Below are 19,685 nucleotides of genomic sequence, written 5' to 3' on the forward strand. Positions count from 1 at the left end.
GAGAGTCCTTTCTAGGCAGCCTGTTCGATGATCTTGTCGGTGAGCAGCGGCGCGATCGCATCGTCGCTCAGCCCCAGCCAGTCGCGAAGGATCTCCGCGCTATTCTCGCCGATGCGCGGTGCCGGTCGCTGTTCTGGCTCGGGCACGTGCTGGAAATGGGCGATCGGCCCTTCCACCTGAAAGGCGGTGGGCACCAACGGGTGCGACGCCTCGCGAAAGGTACCGAGCGCGCGATAGCCGGGCGAGTCGGGCAGCTCCACCACTCGCACCATCATGCCGGCGGGCACGCCGGCACCTTGCAGCGCGGCAGCCGCAGCGTCCGGCGCCATCGTCCGTGCCCAGCCTTCCGCCGCCGCGCGATCCGCACCGCCGGCGAGGGTGGCGAGCGCCGCCCGGTCGGCCGCGCCGCGCAGGGTAAGGACGCACCATTCGTCCTCCCCCGCGCACGGCAGCAGCCAGTTTTCGGCCGGCTCGCCCTTCTCCACCGGCACGCCCGCACCTTCCGCCGCGCGGCGCGCGATGTCGGCCGCCATATGCCCAAGCATCACTTCCGCCTGGCTCACGCTGGCGGTGCCGCCCTTGCCCGTTCGCATCCGGCGGATCAGCAGCGACAGCGCGCCCAGCGTGCCGATCCGCGCGGCGACATGGTCGGGGTACACCGTCACCGTATCGCAGAATGCGTCGGGATCGTCGGGATAGACCCATTGCCGCGACAGCCCGGCGGAGGCGCGCACCAGCGGGCCATAGCCCAGCCTGCGGGACCAAGGCCCGGTCGGCCCGAAGGCCGAGCTGTCCACCGTGATCAGCCGCGGATTGACGGCGCTGAGCGCGTCCTCGTCAAAGCCCAGGCTCGCCAGCGTCCCCGGCTTGAAGTTCGACAGCAGCACGTCCGCCTGCCGCACCAGATCAAGGAACAGCTGCTTGCCCCGATCCGCGCGCAGGTCGATCGACAGGCCGCGCTTGTTGCGGTGCCCCGCCGCAAAGGTCAGGCTGACCGGCGCGTCGTCCAGCGACTGGCGCTGCCCGTCCGGGAAGGCGCCATTCTCCACCTTCACCACGTCCGCGCCGAGATCCGCGAACAGGCGGCCGGTTTCGCCGCCCACCACGATCACGCCCATGTCGAGCACGCGAATGCCGGCGAGCGGGTAATCGGCAGCGGGCGGCGTATCGAATGACGGCCGCTCCCCGGCGAAGCGCGCATCGCCACCGGCAGCCGGCGCTGGCCCGCGCAGCCCCGCCCGGGCGCCGTCGATCTCGATCGTGCCGTTCGGAAAGGGCAGGCTGCGGCCAGGCGCGATTTCCACCGGCACGAAGGCGCGGCGCGCAGTCATCTGCGCCGTCCGGACGGCTTCACCGGCGTCGAGCACGGCAGCCGCCGGTATGCCGCGCCGCGCGGCTTCCTCCTCGATCGCGCTACGCTCCTTGTCGGCGAGGAAGCGCGTGATCGCCGGCAGCAGGTCGGGCGAGGTCATGCGCGTCATCAGCCGGTCCCATTCCGGCCCGGCGAACGCTTCCGGCTCCCCCATCCACTGGTGCATCGCGCGCCATTGCCGCGGCGCCAAGATGCACAGGCGAACAAAGCCGTCGGCGCAGGGCAGGATGGGATAGCGGTGCCGCTCGTCCGTCCGGCTGCGCGGCATCTTCCACAATGGCACGCCGGATTGCGCGCTGCCCGACAGGCCGAAACCAGGATCAAGCGCCTGCATCCCCGCCTCCAGCAGCGATACGTTCACCCGCTCGCCCTCGCGCGTCCGCAGCCGGCGGATGAAGGCGGCCAGCGCCGCGACGGCGATCTGCGGCCCCGCCGTTTCCAGCGCCAGCTGTCCGGGCGGCAGCAGGGGTGGCCGTCCCGGCAGACCGGATCGTGACAATCCGCCGGTCAGCGCATGCAGCACCGCATCACTCGCCTGCCAGTCGCGCCAAGGCCCTTTGGTGCCAAGATCGCTGATTGACACATGGATCAGCATGGGCGCAGCCGCACGCAGCGCCGCATTATCAAGCCCCTTAAGGCCCGCTTCAAGCAGGATGTCCGCCTCGCGTGCCAGTGCCAGCAGGCGGTCGTGATCATCCGGCAGATCGATCGTGGTTGCCCTCTTGCCAAGATTGGCGGCAACGAACGACAGGCTGACGCCGGATACGGTTGCGCCGGCCGTGCGATCCGCTCCGCCGCCGCTCGGCTCGATTCGGATCACGTCCGCGCCAAGCTCGCCCAGCAGCCGCCCTACCGCGCCGAGCACGCCCGGCACGGCGTCGATCACGCGAACGCCCGAAAGCGGCAGGTCCGTCATAATGGCCAGGCCAACTCCCGCCGCGCCGCGCTTTCGCGATAGAAGTCGAAGAACGCCGCCTCGTCGCCGCCGGTTTCGGCCACTTCGTCATGCTGTGCGATAAGCGCGATGGCCAGCGTGCCCCAGATCCCGTCCAGCGCATCCAGCATCTCGCCTTCATGCGTGACCGGCGCGTCCTCGCCCAGCAGCCGGCGCATGTCGCGGATGTCCGCCAGCCGCCATGCCGCCGCCTTTTCCGCCTCCTGCGCGCCGAGCAGCGCGAGCAGCGCGGCCACCGTCAGCGTCGATCCGGCAAAGGCATCCACCGCGCCCATCTTCTCGCCCGCGCCCGCCGCGGCGATCCCAGCGCCGATCAGCACTTGGGCGAGATCGCTCGACGGCATCACCGGCACCGGATCATAATGCCGTCCGCCCAGTTGCGCGGCGATGATCGCGTCCTGCCGCCGCGCCGTATACCAGCCGGATACCGCCAGCACCGGATCCTGCCGCCCGCCGTCGACGAATTCGCGAAAGGCGGAAATCCAGATCGCGATCCCCTTCACCGATGCGAACAGCGACCACCAGCGCATCGCCGCGGGATCAACCGTCAGCCCGCTCGCGCGCTCCCACGCGGCGATTGCCTCGTCGCGGGGCAGCATGCCGCAGGACATGCCCGGCGAGAAATGATCCCAGATCGGATCCAGCGCCCAGCCGAGATCCTCCAGCGGATCGCCCATATGCGCCATTTCCCAATCGAACATCGCCAGCATCTTGCCCGCGCCGTCGTGCATCACATTGCCTGATCGGTAATCGCCATGGACGATACCCACGCGCTGTGCCGGTGGCGGCGGTTTGGCGCGCAGCCAGCGGATCGCCGCGCGCGCGATCGGCTGCGGCGACAGCGCATCCTCCTCGATCACGCCTTCCCAGTAATCGAGCGCGATGCGCCAGCATTCGTCCGCCCGGGGCGCCGCCACATGCTGCGCCAGCGGCGATCCTTCCGCATCATGCGCAGCAAGCCGGCCGAGCGCGCCGAAGAACTCCTCCCCCAAGGTGCGGCAATGCGCACCGAACGGATCGCGTGCGAAGCTGCCGGCGACCTCGCCGCCCTCGATCCGCTCCATGATGAAGAACGGCCGGCCAAGCTCCGCGCCCTCCCGCTCCAGCGCCACGGCGCGCGGCACCGGCACCACGCCGGCCGCGCTCTGATAGGCGCGAAACTCGGTTTCGCTTTCCGTGTCGATCAGGCCCTTGGCCGGCTCGCGACGGAGGATCAGCCGGTGCAGCCGCTCGCCGTCATGCGCATCGAAGCGATAGGTTTCGCGGCTCGCCCCGCCCGGGATCCGCGCCAGTGACTCCACGCGCACCGCCCGCTGCCACAGCCGGCCGAGATAGGCCTCGATCTCCGCGCCGGTCAGCGCCGCTGCCCCGCTCATGCCGCGTCCAGCATCCCCTTGAAGCCCGATGGCGCATGCGGCCCGATCACCAGCTGCTCCAGCACGCCCTTGCCGCGGCGCACCTTGCCATCGGGGCCGGTCATGGTGACGGCGGCGACGGCCTGGATGTGCAGGTGATGCGGCTGCATCACGTCGAGTTCGGCGGGCACGAAATCCTCGCGCTCCACCACCACGCCCTCGCCCTGGTGCCGACCGTGGCCCCATTTCGGATGGGTATAGCCAAGCCCAAGCATCATAAACGTCTGGCCAAGGTCGAATTCGACCTTCGTCTCGGCGCCGGCCTCGTCCTTCAGCGTCACGGTTGCGCCCTGCGCGTGGCGCGATCCCTGTTTCCACTGGATCTCGTAATCGGACTCGAAATGGGTCTCGTCCGCGATCCCGCCACCCAGCGGCTTCCACGCCGCCCGCCGGTTCCAGAAGCGGCCATGCTCGTCATCGTTGGTGTGGAAGTAGAAGTCGCCGTCCTCCATCGCCGTCGGGCTCCACAGCCAGAAGAATTGCGGCATGATCGGCGGGCTTGCCGGCTGCGCATCCGGCGCGCCGATCGGGCGCACGCCCCAGGATCGGTCGCGCGTGCCCAGCCAGTCCTTCACCTCGGTGCGCACGCCATCCACCTCGATCCAGCCCTGATAGCTGCCGTTCTGCGTCATGCGCGTCACGTCCATCAGCACGCGCGGCCCGTTGCGGCGGGTGAAGCGCGGCTCCTCCAGCGGAAAGGCGCGGCCGGTATAGGTCAGCTCCGCGCGGATGCCGTGTTCGGGCGCATCAACCGTGAGCTTCACCGATTTCAGCGGCTCCAGCACCTCCACCGCGATGCCGCCCACCTGCGTGTCCATCCGCTCCATGCCAAGGTCGCGGCTGGCGTGGATGTTGACCTGCTTGCCGTCCTTCAGCCAGCAGAAGCTCGCATCGATGATGTTGATATGCGGATAGATGCCCATCGCCGCGGCAAAGAAGCCGTCCTCATCCGCACCGGGCGCATAGCCGTTGAAGAAGAAGCGATCGTAGAAGTTGCGGTCGGTGCCCGCATAGGCGACCGGCTCAGCCGTCTGGTGGATCGGATATTCGTCGCCCTTGGTCAGCACCATGCCCGCTCTCCGCTCTGCTGCGCCGGTTTACCGGTCTGAAAGGGGAGGTGGACCGGCGGCAGGGCCGCTGTCAACGCCAAGATAACAGAAGTTACGTAGGCAGCGATGGCAAGCCTGTTATTACCCCAACCGTTCGTCCTCAGCCTGTCGAAGGACGTGCGTCAGGCGCCGCGCTGCTTGAAACGTGCTTCGACAGGCTCAGCACGAACGGTGTGAGGGTTCCTTACTGCCCAGTCTCACTCCACCCCGGCCAGCGGCGCGAACCGCGCCACCTGCTTCCCGATCAGCCGCAATTGCTCCACCACGGCAGGATCGCTCGCGCCGCCCTCGTCATCGAATTTCGTGACGGCGCTGTTGATCGCGGCCGCGAACGGCGTCGGCCAGCCGCGCAGCGCGTGCACGATGGAGCGCAGCGCGGCGATGGTGGAGCCTGTCGCCTGCCAGCCATAGGCCGTGGCGATCAGGCCGACCGGCATGTCCGCCAGATAGGTCCGCTCGGGATCGCGCGCCGTTTCCTCCAGCAGGTCCAGCGCATTCTTCACCACGCCGGAAATGCTGCCGTGATAGCCGGGCGACGCGATGATCAGCGCCGAGGCACCGCGCACCGCCTCGACAAAGTCCCGCTCCTCCGCCGTGCGCTCGATCGCCTTGGGGTTGTAGAGCGGCAGCTTCGCCATGTCCTCGCCGCCGAACAGCCGGGTGCGAAAACCCTGCTCCTCCGCCGCATCAAGCGCGATTCGCAGCGCGCGTTCGGTCGAGGAGACCGCGCCGATGGTGCCGCCGATCCCCACCACCAGAGGCCGCTGATCTGATTGAAGTGCTTCCGCTTCGCCGCTCATGGTCCTATTCCCTCGCACGATGCGCATCCTTGCGGCAACTGTCTTAGTAAAGTAACACGCGATGGCTGACCGCCGGAACGACGATATGCGCCCCGATCCCTTTGACAGCGGCCGTATCCGCTATCACCATTCGCCGGGAGAGCCGCGCCCGGCCATGCCCGGCTTCGATGCCTGGCAGGATGAAGCGCCGCCGCCGCCCGATCCTGATTCCGGCCTTGCCCCGGCGCGCCGACTGCCGCGCATCTCCATGCGCTGGATCATGCGCGGGCTGGGCGCCGTCCTTGTCCTGCTGGTGCTGGCGATCGCCTGGCTCGCGATCACCGCGCCGCTCTCGCAATCGCTCAAGCCGCCGACGCCGCCCTCGATCACGCTGACCGCGGCGGACGGTACGCCGATCGCCCGGCGCGGCGCGATCATTGCCGAGCCGGTGGATGCGGCAAAAATGCCTGCCCATGTGCGGGAAGCTTTTCTCGCCATCGAGGACCGGCGGTTCTACTCGCACTGGGGCATCGATCCGCGCGGTATCGCCCGCGCCGCCTGGGCGAATCTCGGCTCCGGCGGCGTGCGCCAGGGCGGCAGCACGATCACGCAGCAGCTCGCCAAGAACGCCTTTCTCGATTCGGATCGCACCGCCGCGCGCAAGATCCGCGAAGTCATGATCGCCTTCTGGCTGGAGGCGTGGCTCAGCAAGGATGAGATCCTCTCGCGCTACCTGTCGAACGTCTATTTCGGCGACAACGTCTATGGCCTGCGCGCCGCCTCGAAACATTATTTCGGTCGTTCGCCGGAAAAGATGAACATCGGTCAGGCGGCCATGCTCGCCGGCCTGGTCAAGGCGCCCTCACGCCTCGCGCCGACCAGCAATCTAAAGGGCGCGCGCGAACGCCAGGCCGTGGTGGTCGGCGCGATGGTCGATGCCGGCTTCCTGACCAAGGCGCAGGCGGAGGACGTGCAGCCGCAGCGCGTGCTCGCCAGCCGGCCGCAGCAATTGCCAACCGGCACCTATTTCGCGGACTGGATCCTGCCCGAAGCGCGCGATCAGGCCGGCGAAGTGAAGACGGAGGCCACCGTTCGCACCACGCTGGATCGCGGGCTTCAGCGCTCGGCGGAGCGGGTCATCCGCCAGGCCGGCCTGCGTCAGGCGCAAGCCGCGCTGGTCGCCATGACGCGCGACGGCAAGGTCGTGGCGATGGTCGGCGGGCGCGATTACAAGAAAAGCGCCTTCAATCGCGCCACGCAGGCGCGCCGCCAGCCGGGATCGACGTTCAAGCTCTTCGTCTATCTCGCCGCGCTGCGCGCCGGCATGTCACCCGACACGATGGTCGACGATTCTCCCGTTGAGATCGCCGGGTGGAAGCCGAAGAACGACGACAATCGCTATCTGGGTGAAATCACGCTGCGCCGCGCGTTCCAGCGATCCTCCAACGTGGTCGCCGCACGGCTGACGCAGGAGGTCGGCGTGCGCAACGTCATTCGCGCCGCGCGCGATCTCGGCATCTCGACGCCCATCGCGAACGAGGCCACGATCGGTCTTGGCACGTCGGAAGTATCCCTGCTGGAGCTGACCGCGGCCTTCGCCGGTGTGGCGGAGGGCCGCTATCCGGTACAGCCGCACGGCCTGCCCGATGTGCGCGACAAGAGCTGGTACAGCTCCCTCACCGGTGGCCAGAAGACGCTGCCCGATCGCATCCATGATGACATGCTGACGCTGCTCGCGGCCTCTGTACGTGGCACCGGCCGGGCGGCGGCGCTGTCGGTGGATGCCTATGGCAAGACGGGCACGTCGCAATCGGGCCGCGACGCCTGGTTCATCGGCTTTGCCGGCGATCTGGTGGTCGGCGTCTGGGTCGGCAATGACGACAACACGCCCAATCCGGGCCTGCACGGCGGCGGCATACCGGCGCAGATCTGGCGCAATTTCATGACGGACGCGCTGGATCTCGCCCCCGTCGTAAAGGCGCCCGTCGTGGAAGATGTCGATCCCGAGGCCGGGCTGATCGGCATGGTGGAAAACGAAATCGCGCCCGCCGCCGAACGGCTGGACGCGCTCGGCATGGATCTGGAGATCGGCCCCGACGGCTCCGTCACCGTCTCCCGCCCCGAAGCCCCGCCACCGCCGCCACGCCGGCGCGAGGAGCTCGAACCGGAAGAGATCGAGCCGCAAGGCTTCTAGAGTCCGATCCAGGCTCCCGGAAGCACCTCCCCGGCGGAGGCCGGGGGCCAGGCGGGAAAGCGTTGGAAACAGCCGGTGTGCCTGCCAGCTTGGTCGCGCAACTGCGCCCCGGCCTTCGCCGGGGAGGCGGATCAATCGGGGTGGATCAAACCTCGCGGACGGCGAAGCCTGGGCTCAGGCGAGAAGATAGCCCCTCTCACGCAGGAGCGGGTCCAAGCGGCCCCAGCCTTCGCGGAACCGCTGCAACCCACATCGTCATGCCGGCTTGTCCCGAGCGACGACGTTGGCGGCGTCGAGGGACGTGCTTAGCGTATCGAGATACGTGCCCGGAACACACGCCCGTCGACACACCTCACACCAGCCGGATCAAGCCGGCTGGGCAAGGGGCGGACAACGCGTCCGCCCCGCGCAGCACCTCCCCGCCGGGACGATTATTCCGCCGCCTCCATCGCCGGCGCGTCGGATAGCGGATGGGTCAGCCGGTCGAGCATCTCGCGCGGCACGATCTGCCAGAAGCTGCCCGAGGCGCGCTCCCAATCGTCCAGGATCCCGCGCGCCCATTTGGAATCGGTCGCCTCGACATGGCGCTCGATCAGGTCGCGCAGCACGCCTTCCCAATGCGCCGCCGCCAACCGCTGCCAGGTGATGTTCTCCGGATTGGCGCGGCGGGCGAAGCTGTTGTCGTGATCATAGACGAACGCCATGCCGCCCGTCATGCCGGCACCGAAATTCTGCCCCACGGCGCCCAGCACCACCGCGACGCCGCCGGTCATATATTCGCAGCCGTTCGCGCCGCAGCCCTCGACCACCACCGTCGCGCCCGAATTGCGCACCGCGAACCGCTCGCCCGCTTGCCCCGCCGCGAACAGCGCGCCAGCGGTCGCGCCATACAGCACGGTGTTGCCGACGATCGTATTCTCCTGGCTGCGCAGCGGAGACGATACCGCCGGCCGCACGACGATCATGCCGCCGGACAGGCCCTTGCCGACATAGTCATTGGCGTCGCCGAACACCTCCAGCGTGATCCCCTTGCACAGGAACGCGCCCAGGCTCTGCCCGGCCGAGCCACGCAGGCGGATCGTCACATGGTGATCGTTGAGCGCGGTCATCCCGAACGTCCGGGTGATCTCGCTCGACAGCCGTGTGCCGACCGCACGGTGCGTGTTGCGCACCGAATAGGTGAGCTGCATCTTCTCGCGCCGCGAAAAGACCGCGCCGGCGTCCTTGATGATCTGCGCGTCGAGGCTGTCGGGCACTTCGTTGCGGAAGGTGTTCAGCGAAAAGCGCCGCTCCGCATCCGTCGCGTCGACCTTGGCAAGGATCGGGTTCAGGTCGAGGTCGTCCAGATGCTCGGCGCCGCGGCTCACCTGGCGCAGCAGCTCGGTGCGTCCGATCACGTCGTCCAGGCTGCGCACGCCCAGCCGCGCCAGGATGTCGCGCACTTCCTCGGCGATGAAGGTCATCAGGTTGATGACCTTTTCGGGCGTGCCGACGAACTTCTCGCGCAGCCGCGGATCCTGCGTGCATACGCCCACCGGGCAGGTGTTCGAATGGCACTGGCGCACCATGATGCACCCCATGGCGACGAGGCTGAGCGTCCCGATGCCGAATTCCTCCGCGCCCAGGATCGCCGCGATCACGATGTCGCGCCCAACGCGCAGGCCGCCATCGGTGCGCAGCTTGATCCGCCCGCGCAGCCCGTTCAGCGTCAGTACCTGGTTGACCTCGGAAAGGCCCATCTCCCACGGCGTGCCGGCATATTTGATGCTGGTCTGCGGGGAAGCGCCGGTGCCGCCGACATGCCCGGAAACGAGGATCACATCGGCGTGGGCCTTCGCCACGCCCGCCGCGACGGTGCCGATGCCCGCCGAGGAGACGAGCTTCACGCAAACCCGCGCGCGCGGGTTGATCTGCTTCAGATCGTAGATCAGCTGCGCCAGATCCTCGATCGAATAGATGTCGTGGTGCGGCGGCGGGGAGATCAGCGTCACGCCCGGCGTCGCATGGCGCAGCTTGGCGATGAACTCGGTCACCTTGAAGCCGGGCAGCTGCCCCCCCTCGCCGGGCTTGGCGCCCTGCGCGACCTTGATCTCGATCTCCTCGCAGGCGTTGAGATATTCCGCCGTCACGCCGAAGCGGCCGCTCGCGATCTGCTTGATCACCGAATTGGCATTGTCGCCGTTTTCGTACGGCTGATACCGGCTCTTGTCCTCGCCGCCCTCGCCGGAAACGGCCTTGGCGCCGATCCGGTTCATCGCGATCGCCAGCGTCTCGTGTGCTTCCGGGGATAGCGCGCCCAGGCTCATGCCCGGCGTCACGAAGCGCTTGCGAATTTCGGTGATCGGCTCGACCTGGTCGATCGGCACGCCTTCCGCCGGGAAGTTGAACTGCAGCAGATCGCGCAGGTAGATCGGCGGCAGATCGCCGACCCCGCGCGCGAACTGCAGATAGGTCGAATAGCTGTCCGTCGCGACCGAGGTCTGCAGAAGGTGCATCAGCTGCGCCGAATAGGCATGCGCCTCCCCGGTGTGCCGCTGGCGATAGAAGCCGCCGATCGGCAGGTTCACCACCGTCTCGTCAAACGCTGCGTCGTGGCGATCCTTGGCGTTGATGTGCAAGGAGGCATAGCCCTCGCCCGAGATCTTGGCCGGCATGCCCGGGAAGAAATCGTTCACCAGCGCGCGGGAAAGCCCGACCGCCTCGAAATTATAGCCGCCGCGATAGGAGGAGATCACCGCGATCCCCATCTTCGACATGATCTTCAGCAGCCCTTCCTCGACTGCCTTGCGATGCCGCTTCAGGCATTCGTCGAGCGGCAGGTCGCCGAACAGCCCGCGCGCCTGGCGATCCACGATCGCCGCTTCGGCGAGGTAAGCGTTCACCGTCGTCGCGCCCACGCCGACCAGCACAGCGTAATAATGCGTGTCGAGGCACTCGGCCGTGCGCACGTTCACCGAGGCGTAGGAGCGCAGGCCCCGCCGCACGAGATGCGTGTGCACCGCCGCCGCCGCGAGCACCCCTGGGATCGCGATCCGCTCCGGCCCGACATATTCGTCGGTCAGGAAGATCTCGCTCTTGCCCTGGCGCACCGCCTGTTCGGCCTCGTTGCGGATGCGCTGGATCGCGGCGCGCAGCTTGTCCGCCCCGCCGCTTGCCTCGAACGTGCAGTCGATTTCCGCCGCCGCACTGCCGAAATAGGTCTTCAGCCGCGCCCAGTCGGTGGAGGTCAGCACCGGCGAATCGAGCACCAGCACGCGCTCGCGCCGATCCTCGGTGTCGAGGATGTTGGCGAGGTTCCCGAACCGCGTCTTGAGGCTCATCACATAGCGCTCGCGCAGCGGGTCGATCGGCGGGTTCGTCACCTGGCTGAAATTCTGCCGAAAGAACTGGCTGATGAGCCGCGGCTTGTCCGAGATGACGGCCAGCGGCGTATCGTCACCCATCGATCCGATCGCTTCCTTGGCGGTCTCCACCATCGGCGCGAGGATCAGCTCCATATCCTCCAGCGTCTGCCCGGCCGCCACCTGGCGACGCGCCAGCTCGGCGCGATCGAAGCGCGGCACGCCCGCGGCGGGCGCCGGTGGCAGATCGTCGATGGTCGCGAAATTGCCGATCATCCCGGCATAGTCCGCCTCGGTTGCGATCCGGTCCTTGATGGCGCGATCGTCGTAGACCTTGCCCTCGGCCAGATCGACCGCGATCATCTGCCCCGGCCCCAGCCGGCCCTTGGCGATGATGGTCGATTCCGGCACCACTACCATGCCGCTTTCGGAACCGACGATCAGCAGGCCGTCCGCCGTCTGGGTATAGCGCAGCGGGCGGAGCGCGTTACGGTCCATGCCCGCCACGGCCCAGCGGCCGTCGGTCATCGCCAGCGCGGCCGGGCCGTCCCACGGCTCCATCACCGAGGCGAGATACTGGTACATCGCGGCATGCGCCGGCGGCATGTCGTCGGCCACGTCGCTCTGCCATGCTTCGGGCACCAGCATCAGCTTGGCGGTCGGCGCATCGCGTCCCGAACGGCAGATCGCCTCGAAGGTCGCGTCGAGCGCCGCGGTATCCGAAGCGCCCGCCGGAATCACCGGCTTGATGTCCTCCGAATGCTCGCCGAACGCGATGCTCGCCATGCGGATCTCGTGACTGAGCATCCAGTTCTTGTTGCCGCGGATCGTGTTGATCTCGCCGTTATGCGCCAGGCACCGGAACGGCTGCGCGAGCCACCATTGCGGAAAGGTGTTGGTGGAATAACGCTGGTGAAAGATCGCGACGCGGCTCTCGAAGCGCTTGTCGGTCAGGTCCGGGTAGAAGACCGACAGACTCTCGGCCAGGAACAGCCCCTTGTAGATGATCGAGCGGCAGCTGAGCGAACAGATGTAGAAGCCCTGGATCTGCGCCGCGATCACGCGCTTCTCGATCCGCCGGCGGACGAGATACAGGTTCTTTTCGAATTCGGCCGCATCGACCTCGTCAGGCATCGGCCCGGCGATCATGATCTGTTCGATCTCGGGACGGGTCGCCTGCGCCTTCATGCCGATCACCGACACGTCGACGGGCACCTGACGCCAGCCATAGATGGTATAGCCCGCCTCGATGATCGCACTTTCCACGATCGTGCGGCACGTCTCCTGCGCGGCCAGATCGGTGCGCGGCAGGAACACCATGCCCACCGCCAGCCGGTTGGGCCGCACCTTGTGCCCGCTCATCGCGATCGCATCGTCGAAGAAGCGTACCGGCAGGTCGACATGCAGCCCCGCGCCGTCGCCCGTCTTGCCGTCCGCATCCACCGCGCCGCGATGCCACACCGCCTTCAGCGCATCGATCGCCGACTGAACGACACGGCGCGAGGGCTTGCCATCGGTCGCCGCCACCAGACCCACGCCGCAGGCATCACCCTCGAACTCGGGACGGTACATGCCGTGGGTGGCGAGATATTCGCGTTGATCCATCACGCGGCCTCCTTCGCGGGCTGCGCCGCGACCTTGCTCTTGAGATATTTGTGCATCGTCGATGCCACATCGCGGCCGTCGCGGATCGCCCAGACGACCAGGCTCGCCCCGCGCACGATGTCGCCCGCGGCGAACACGCCGTCGAGGCTCGTCATCAGCGTCTTGTTGTCGACCAGCACCGTGCCCCAGCGCGTGACGCCCAGTTCCGGCGCATCCCACAGGTGCGGCAGTTCCTCCGCGTCGAAGCCCAACGCCTTGATTACCATGTCCGCCGGCATGTCGATCGGGCCGCCCGGGTCGACTTCCGGCGCGCGCCGGCCACTCGCGTCGGGCGCGCCCAGCCGCATCCGGTTGGCGCGGACGCCGGATACCGTCTCGTCGCCGACGAATGAATGCGGCGCGGAAAGCCACACGAATTCCGCGCCTTCTTCCTCCGCATGGGCGACTTCGCGTTGCGAACCCGGCATGTTAGCGCGGTCGCGGCGATACAGGCAGCGCACGCTCTTCGCACCTTGGCGAATGGCGGTGCGCACGCAATCCATGGCCGTGTCGCCGCCGCCGATCACCACCACATTCTTGCCGTCCGCATCCAGGCTGCCATCATCGAACGCCGCCACCGCATCGCCGAAGCTCTTGCGGTTGGACGCGGTGAGGTAATCCAGCGCGGCGATCACCCCGCCCGCCGCATTGCCCGGCACGTCGATCTCGCGCGCCTTGTAGACGCCGGTGGCGATCAGGATCGCATCGTGGCGCTGGCGCAGGTCGTTGAACCCCGCATCCTCGCCAACGGAAAAGCCTTCATGGAAGACGATGCCGCCCGCCTTCAGCCGCTCGACCCGCCGCATCACGACGGGCTTCTCCAGCTTGAAACCGGGAATGCCGTAGGTCAGCAGCCCGCCCGCCCGGTCGTGCCGGTCATAGACGTGCACCTCATATCCGTTGGCGCGCAGATATTCCGCCGCGGTCAGACCGGCCGGCCCGGCGCCGATCACGCCCACCGATTGGCCCCGCGCCGGCCCGGGCACCAGCGGCTCCACCCAGCCTTCTTCCCAGGCCGTGTCGGTGATGAACTTCTCGACCGAGCCGATCGTCACGGCGCCATGGCCGCTGAACTCGATCACGCAATTACCCTCGCAAAGCCGGTCCTGCGGGCAGATGCGGCCGCAGATCTCCGGCATGGTCGACGTTGCGTTGCTCAGCTCATAAGCCTCGCGCAGCCGCCCCTCGGCGGTCAGTCGCAGCCAGTCCGGGATGTGATTGTGGAGCGGGCAATGGACGGTGCAATAAGGCACGCCGCATTGCGAACAGCGCCCGGCCTGCTCCTCCGCCCGAACCACGGCGTAGCGGTCGGCGATCTCACGAAAATCTTCCGCTCGCGCCTCGGCCGACCGTTTGTCCGGATAGGACTGCGGGGTCGCGACGAATCGAAGCATGGTATCAGCAGCCATAAGCCCTCCGCCGACGTGGGTCTCACATCGCCGAAACACCATCAAGTCAGTACTGCTTACCTATTTGCAGCTTCACCCCGCCTTTTCGTCACTTGACCGCTACAAACACCAATAAAGAAGGTAACACCCCGGACCTATCGTGCGGAAAGCATCATCAACGCCGCCGCCCCGGCAATAATGCGATACCAGGCGAAGGGTGCGAAGCCATGTTTGGTCACCACCGCCATGAACGCCTTCACCACGGCGAGCGCGACAATGAACGAGACGAACGCGCCAACCCCGATCAGCTGCAGGTCGTTGGCGGTGATCGCGTCGCGATGCTTGACGAGTTGAAGCACTGTCGCGCCGGTCAGCGTCGGCAGTGCGAGGAAGAAGGAAAATTCGGCGGCGGTGCGCCGGTCGATGCCGAAAGCCATCGCGCCCATGATCGTCGCGCCGGAACGGCTGACGCCGGGTATCATCGCGATACACTGCACCAGGCCGATCTTCGCCGACTGCGCCGTGGATACCCCGGAAATGCCGCCAACCACGCTGGTTTTCGCCAGCCTCTCCACAACCAGGATCGCCACGCCACCGATGATCAGCGCCCAGGCGACCACCACCGCATTCTCCAGCAATGCCTCGATCTGGTCGTTGAACGCGAGGCCCAGCGCCACTGCGGGAACGAACGCGATCAGCAGGTTCCGCACGAAGGCAACCGAGTTCGGCTCACCGCGGAACAGCCCGGTCAGCACCGCCATGAACGTGCGCCAGTACAGCACTACGATGGCCAGGATCGCGCCCGGCTGGATGGCGATGTTGAACACCGCCCAGCGCTGCGGATCATAGCCCAGCAGCTCGGTCGCCAGCACGAGGTGGCCGGTGGAGGACACCGGCAGGAATTCGGTGACCCCCTCGACGATGCCGAGGATGATCGCGGTCAGCAGGTCGGACATGACAGCCTTTCAGGTTGCCCGCCGCCGCGGGCCGATGCGCGGAACGGTGATGCGGGGATCAGGCGGCGGTCGGCCGTGCGAAGCGGCCGGCGCGCTGGTATCGCACCAGCCAGCCCGGCGCGATCGCGGCGAGCGGCGTCGGCGTGATGCCCAGCGCCTCCAGCCCGTCCGCGCCCGGCGCCACCACCGTATCCTTCTGCAACAGCCTCCACTGATCGCGCGAGATCGGCGCGCCCGGCAGCGCGGCGAGCAGCCCGCCCAGTGCATCGGGCAGCGCCACCAGCGACGGCGCGCGGCCGATCTGGCGCGCGATCCACTGCTGCAGCTCCATCATGGTCAGCACGTCCGGCCCGCCCAGCTCGAACGTCCGCCCGCCAAAGCGGGCCGGGTCACGCAGCGCCGCCGCCACCGCATCGCCGACGTCGCCGGCGAAAACCGGCTGGAAACGGGTGTTCGGCTTCAGCACCGGCACCACCGGCAGCCGGGCGATCAGCCCTGCGAACATGTTGATGAACTTGTCCTCGCGGCCGAACACGGTGGAGGGGCGCAGGATGGTGGCGGCGGGGAACGCCTCGCGCACCGCCGCCTCGCCCGCGCCCTTGGTCCGCGCATATTGCGCCTCGGCATTGGCATCTGCCCCGATCGCGGAGACATGGACCAGCGCGCCCACGCCGGCGCGACGCGCCGCTTCGGCCAGCGCCCGCGGGCCCGCCACATGGATGCGGTCCAGATCGCCGGTGAAGCTGCCGACCAGGTTCACCACGCCATCGGCGCCCGCGATCGCCCGCTCGATCGTCTCGGGCCGGGCGATGTCGGCCGCGACGAACTGGGTCTGCCCCAGCCCGCCCAGCGGCTTCAGATACCAGGCCTCGCGGGGATCGCGCTGCGCAATGCGAACGCGCGCGCCCGTGGCGAGCAGCGCCTGTGCGACATAACGGCCCAGAAAACCGCCACCCCCGATCAGCGTGAACAGCCTGTCTCTCATGTAACGCTCCGCCGGGGAAAATTTCGCCCCGCCCCTAGCCGTGCAAAGTGCCTGTTGACAAGGCCGGCACCGACACCCTAGAGGCGCCGGCCTACCCCGTGCCCAGATGGCGGAATTGGTAGACGCACCAGCTTCAGGTGCTGGCGCTCGCAAGGGCGTGGAGGTTCGAGTCCTCTTCTGGGCACCATTTACCTGCGCGCAGGTGGCCGCAGCAGTGCTGCATATTACTGATTTGCAAAGAGAAATGCCCGCAGACCGTTCGGCGCGGTCCGCAGGCATTTGGGGCAAATCGGGGGCCTGTTGGGGCTCGTTTGGGGGCCCGCTTTGGGGCCCCTAGATCACGCGCCCGCCGCGGCGCGGAGCGTGTCCAGATGGTCGCTCCACCACTGCATCATCTCGACGCGAGTCTTCCAGTAGCTCGCACGGTTGTAGGTCGCCCGAACCGCGTTCTGATCCTGGTGCGCGAGCGCGCTCTCGATGACGTCGGGCGACCACCGCTCGCTCTCGTTCAGCAGCGAGCTGGCGGTCGAGCGGAAGCCGTGCGCGGTCATCACGCCCTGGTAGCCCAACCGCCGCAGCGCCTGGTTCACCGTGTTCTCAGAGATCGGCCTCGTCCGCGAGTGGAACGCCGGGAACACGTAGTCGGCGATGCCCGAGATCGGCCGCATCGACTCGATGATCGCGATTGCCTGTCGTGACAGCGGCACCTCGTGCGACCGGCGCATCTTCGTCCGTTCCGCTGGGATCACCCACTTAGCGCGGCCCAGGTCGAGCTCGCGCCAGCGCATGGCGCGGATCTCGCCAGGGCGCTGGAACAGGTGCGGGGAGAGCTTGAGCGCGCCGATCGTTGATGGGTAGCCGCGACAGCGTCGCGGCGGGTTGATGCGGCTCACCGCGCCCTTCCGAAAATCACTCCCGTTACGCGCAGCAGCGCGCCGCCCTCGGTCGCGGATGCGCACTCAGCAACGCCCCGCCTCACCCGAGCCGCGCCAGCGCCTCGCCTGCGCGGATCGCCTGACCTTCCGACAGCCCCGGCGCCAGCGGCACGCCAGCGGGCAGAAAGACGATGATCGTCGATCCGTGCTCGAACCAGCCCATCTCCTCGCCCTTCGCCAGCGGCGCCGCGCAGCGGACGCGCGCCGGGCCGAGATCGCGCACCGTCCGTACCGTGTCGAGAAAGGTGAGGCGGATGCTCGCGACCAGGATCGCCGCCACCGGCACCAGCAGCAGCGGCGTGCCGTTTGCCAATCGCGCTTCGATCACCGCGCGCTCGTTGCGACAGAACAGCCGCTCGACGCGCTTCAAGGCGATCGGATTCACGTTCCAGCAGTCACCCGATAGGTAGGTGACTCCCTCCACCACCAGATCGTGCGGCGCGTGGAAGCGGTGATACATGCCCGCCGTCAGCCTCAGCGTCACGAAACTGCCGTCGCGATACCGTTCGGCCAGCACCGGATCGGGCACCAGATCGGCAAGCCGATAGGGGAAGCCCTTCACCTGATGCACCCGACCTGCCACCACGCGGCCATGCGCGCCGACGATCGCGTCGCAGGGGCTGGCGATGACATCGGGGTCGGGGTCGAACAGCCGCGCGCCGGGGCGAAGCGCGCGGGTGAAGCCGTCGCGCAGGGTGGCAAAGCGCGTCGTTGCCGCATCCGACAGATCCACCTGCCCGAACCATCGCCACAAAGCGATCGCCGGCGCGCGCACCACCGGGTGCCGCACGCGCGCGATTCGCCCGACGACGCGCGTCGCCAGCCGCCGCGGCAGCCGGTTGGTGAGCAGGAAGTTCACGTCTTCCTGCATCAGGACGCGCATCAGGCCGCGCGGGCCGGATGTTCCTGTCACGGCCGTGTCACCGCAATAAGCTCACAGGGGGCATGGCTTCGTTTCTCCTGTCGATTGCCGCGGCCGGTGCCGGCCTTGCCGCTGCTACCAAGGGCCGCGAGCGGCTCCGCCTGTCGCGCGCCAAGCATCCCGGTCTCGCCGGCCATGTCCGCCTGGCCAAGCGCATCGCCGGCCAGATCCCGTTTTACGGTTATGCCGCTGATCGCTTCTATCGCGCCGACGACGCGCCGGCCGATGTGGCCGAGCGGCGCCGCGCCGCGTTTGATCGGCTTGCAACGGCGTGGAACGCGCGCTTCGCCCGCACCATCGCGCTGACGAAGGAAACGCGCGAGGGCCTGTCCGACCTCAAGTTCACCGGGCGCTACCGTGTGCCGTTCCAGTTCAGCGAGCACGTCCGCCAGGCGCTGCCCACGGGCGCGTTCCTGGCGCGCTCGGAAGGGCCATTGCTCCATGATCTCGACGGCAATCGCCTGATAGACCTGAGCGGCTCCTATGGCGTCAACCTGCTCGGTTATGACGCCTATAAGGACATGATCCGCGAGGGTGCGGCCGCCGTCGAGGCGCTGGGCCCGGTGCTCGGCCATTATCATCCGCTCGTCGCCGACAATGTCCGCCGCCTGCGCGCGCTGACGGGAATGGACGAAGTGTCGTTCCACATGTCCGGCACGGAAGCGGTGATGCAGGCGGTTCGCCTCGCGCGCTATCACACCGGGCGCCGGCGCATCGTGCGGTTCGCCGGCGCTTATCACGGCTGGTGGGGCGACGTGCAGCCGGGGATCGGCAACCCGGTCCCGGCAGACGGCACGCTGACGCTGGCGGAAATGTCGGAGCGGACGCTGGACGTGCTCCGCCGCCGGCGGGACATCGCCTGCGTGCTGGTCAATCCGCTCCAGGCGATGCACCCGAACGGCGCGGCGCCGGGCGATTCGCAGCTGGTGGACAGCGCCGGCCGCCGCGCGAGCTTCGATCGCGATGCCTATGCGGACTGGCTCACGCGCCTCGCCGCCACCTGCCGCGCGGCGGGCACCGTGCTCATCTTCGACGAGGTATTCGTCGGCTTCCGCCTCGCACCCGGCGGGGCGTCGGAATATTTCGGGGTTCGCCCCGATCTCGTCACCTACGGCAAGACGCTGGGCGGCGGCCTTCCCGTGGGCGTGATCTGCGGCCGCGCCGATCTCATGCAGCGCTGGCGGGACGATCGTCCCGTCGACATCTGCTTCGCGCGCGGCACGTTCAATGCGCATCCCTATGTGATGGGCACGATGGATGCCTTCCTGCGCCGGCTGGAGCGGCCGGAGGTGCGGGCGCTGTATGACGGCCAGGATGCGCGCTGGCAGGCGCGGCTCGCGCTCCTCAACGATCGGCTCGCGGCCGCCGGCCTGCCCGTTCAGGCGGCGGGCATGCAGTCGATCTGGACGATCCTTTATACCCGCCCCTCGCGCTATAACTGGATGCTGCAATATTACCTCCGCATGGAGGGGCTGGCGCTGAGCTGGGTCGGCACGGGGCGGCTCATCTTCAGTCTCGACATCGCTGACGCGCTGTTCGCGGAGATCGTCGACCGCTTCGTCGCCGCCGCCCGCGCCATGGAGGCGGACGGCTGGTGGTGGGTCGGCGCTGGGGTGACCGACAAGTCGCTGCGCCGCGGGGTCTTGCGTGAGACGGTCAGGGCGCGGCTCGGCCGGCGCTGACCGTCCCG

The 19,685-nt window shown here is 68.0% G+C and carries 12 protein-coding genes and 1 tRNA gene; 3 read left to right on the top strand and 10 right to left on the bottom strand.

Annotated elements, in window-relative coordinates; genetic code table 11:
• Nucleotides 1–11 precede the first annotated feature (11 nt).
• From BMX36_RS12125 to BMX36_RS12140, 4 genes are all read right to left on the bottom strand, one after another.
• Nucleotides 12–2,288, bottom strand: a complete 2,277-nt coding sequence (locus BMX36_RS12125) for a CaiB/BaiF CoA-transferase family protein (protein ID WP_093065836.1) — start codon at nt 2,286–2,288, stop codon at nt 12–14.
• Nucleotides 2,285–3,703, bottom strand: coding sequence for a phosphotransferase family protein (locus tag BMX36_RS12130; RefSeq protein WP_093065838.1), 1,419 nt, complete (start codon nt 3,701–3,703; stop codon nt 2,285–2,287). Before BMX36_RS12130 ends, BMX36_RS12125 begins: the two co-directional genes overlap by 4 nt.
• Nucleotides 3,700–4,812, bottom strand: a complete 1,113-nt coding sequence (locus BMX36_RS12135) for an Rv3169 family protein (RefSeq protein ID WP_093065840.1) — start codon at nt 4,810–4,812, stop codon at nt 3,700–3,702. The genes BMX36_RS12130 and BMX36_RS12135 overlap by 4 nt, the downstream gene beginning before the upstream one ends.
• Before the next feature lie 236 nt (nt 4,813–5,048).
• Nucleotides 5,049–5,651: an NADPH-dependent FMN reductase gene (locus BMX36_RS12140; RefSeq protein ID WP_066781779.1), complete on the bottom strand. Its 603-nt coding sequence runs from the start codon at nt 5,649–5,651 to the stop codon at nt 5,049–5,051.
• Nucleotides 5,652–5,712: 61 nt separating this feature from the next.
• On the opposite strand from BMX36_RS12140, the gene BMX36_RS12145 reads away from it, so the two are divergent.
• On the top strand, nt 5,713–7,824 hold the full coding sequence (locus BMX36_RS12145) for a transglycosylase domain-containing protein (protein WP_093065842.1): 2,112 nt from the start codon (nt 5,713–5,715) through the stop codon (nt 7,822–7,824).
• Nucleotides 7,825–8,255: 431 nt separating this feature from the next.
• On the opposite strand, the gene gltB is transcribed toward BMX36_RS12145, so the two are convergent.
• The 4 genes from gltB to BMX36_RS12165 form a co-directional block, all read right to left on the bottom strand.
• On the bottom strand, nt 8,256–12,770 hold the full coding sequence (gene gltB, locus BMX36_RS12150) for a glutamate synthase large subunit (protein WP_093065844.1): 4,515 nt from the start codon (nt 12,768–12,770) through the stop codon (nt 8,256–8,258).
• Nucleotides 12,770–14,218: an NAD(P)-dependent oxidoreductase gene (locus tag BMX36_RS12155; protein ID WP_093065846.1), complete on the bottom strand. Its 1,449-nt coding sequence runs from the start codon at nt 14,216–14,218 to the stop codon at nt 12,770–12,772. Before BMX36_RS12155 ends, gltB begins: the two co-directional genes overlap by 1 nt.
• A 134-nt stretch (nt 14,219–14,352) precedes the next feature.
• Entirely contained in the window at nt 14,353–15,153 is an 801-nt protein-coding gene (locus tag BMX36_RS12160) for an undecaprenyl-diphosphate phosphatase (protein WP_066782271.1), read from the bottom strand.
• Nucleotides 15,154–15,211: 58 nt separating this feature from the next.
• The gene (locus tag BMX36_RS12165; RefSeq protein WP_093065848.1) at nt 15,212–16,138 is read right to left on the bottom strand and encodes a complex I NDUFA9 subunit family protein; all 927 of its coding nucleotides are present in this window, start codon (nt 16,136–16,138) and stop codon (nt 15,212–15,214) included.
• A 100-nt stretch (nt 16,139–16,238) separates the two neighbouring features.
• On the opposite strand from BMX36_RS12165, the gene BMX36_RS12170 reads away from it, so the two are divergent.
• Nucleotides 16,239–16,325 (top strand) — tRNA-Leu (locus BMX36_RS12170).
• 151 nt (nt 16,326–16,476) lie between these two features.
• Here BMX36_RS12170 and BMX36_RS12175 read toward each other — a convergent pair.
• The gene (locus BMX36_RS12175) at nt 16,477–17,031 is read right to left on the bottom strand and encodes a tyrosine-type recombinase/integrase (protein WP_256210780.1); all 555 of its coding nucleotides are present in this window, start codon (nt 17,029–17,031) and stop codon (nt 16,477–16,479) included.
• 82 nt (nt 17,032–17,113) lie between these two features.
• On the bottom strand, nt 17,114–17,986 hold the full coding sequence (asd, locus tag BMX36_RS12180) for an archaetidylserine decarboxylase (protein WP_231731776.1): 873 nt from the start codon (nt 17,984–17,986) through the stop codon (nt 17,114–17,116).
• A 32-nt stretch (nt 17,987–18,018) separates the two neighbouring features.
• On the opposite strand from asd, the gene BMX36_RS12185 reads away from it, so the two are divergent.
• On the top strand, nt 18,019–19,677 hold the full coding sequence (locus BMX36_RS12185) for an aminotransferase class III-fold pyridoxal phosphate-dependent enzyme (protein WP_093065850.1): 1,659 nt from the start codon (nt 18,019–18,021) through the stop codon (nt 19,675–19,677).
• Nucleotides 19,678–19,685: the final 8 nt, after the last annotated feature.

Origin of the sequence: Sphingomonas sp. OV641, assembly GCF_900109205.1 — a bacterium.
Taxonomy (GTDB): domain Bacteria; phylum Pseudomonadota; class Alphaproteobacteria; order Sphingomonadales; family Sphingomonadaceae; genus Sphingomonas.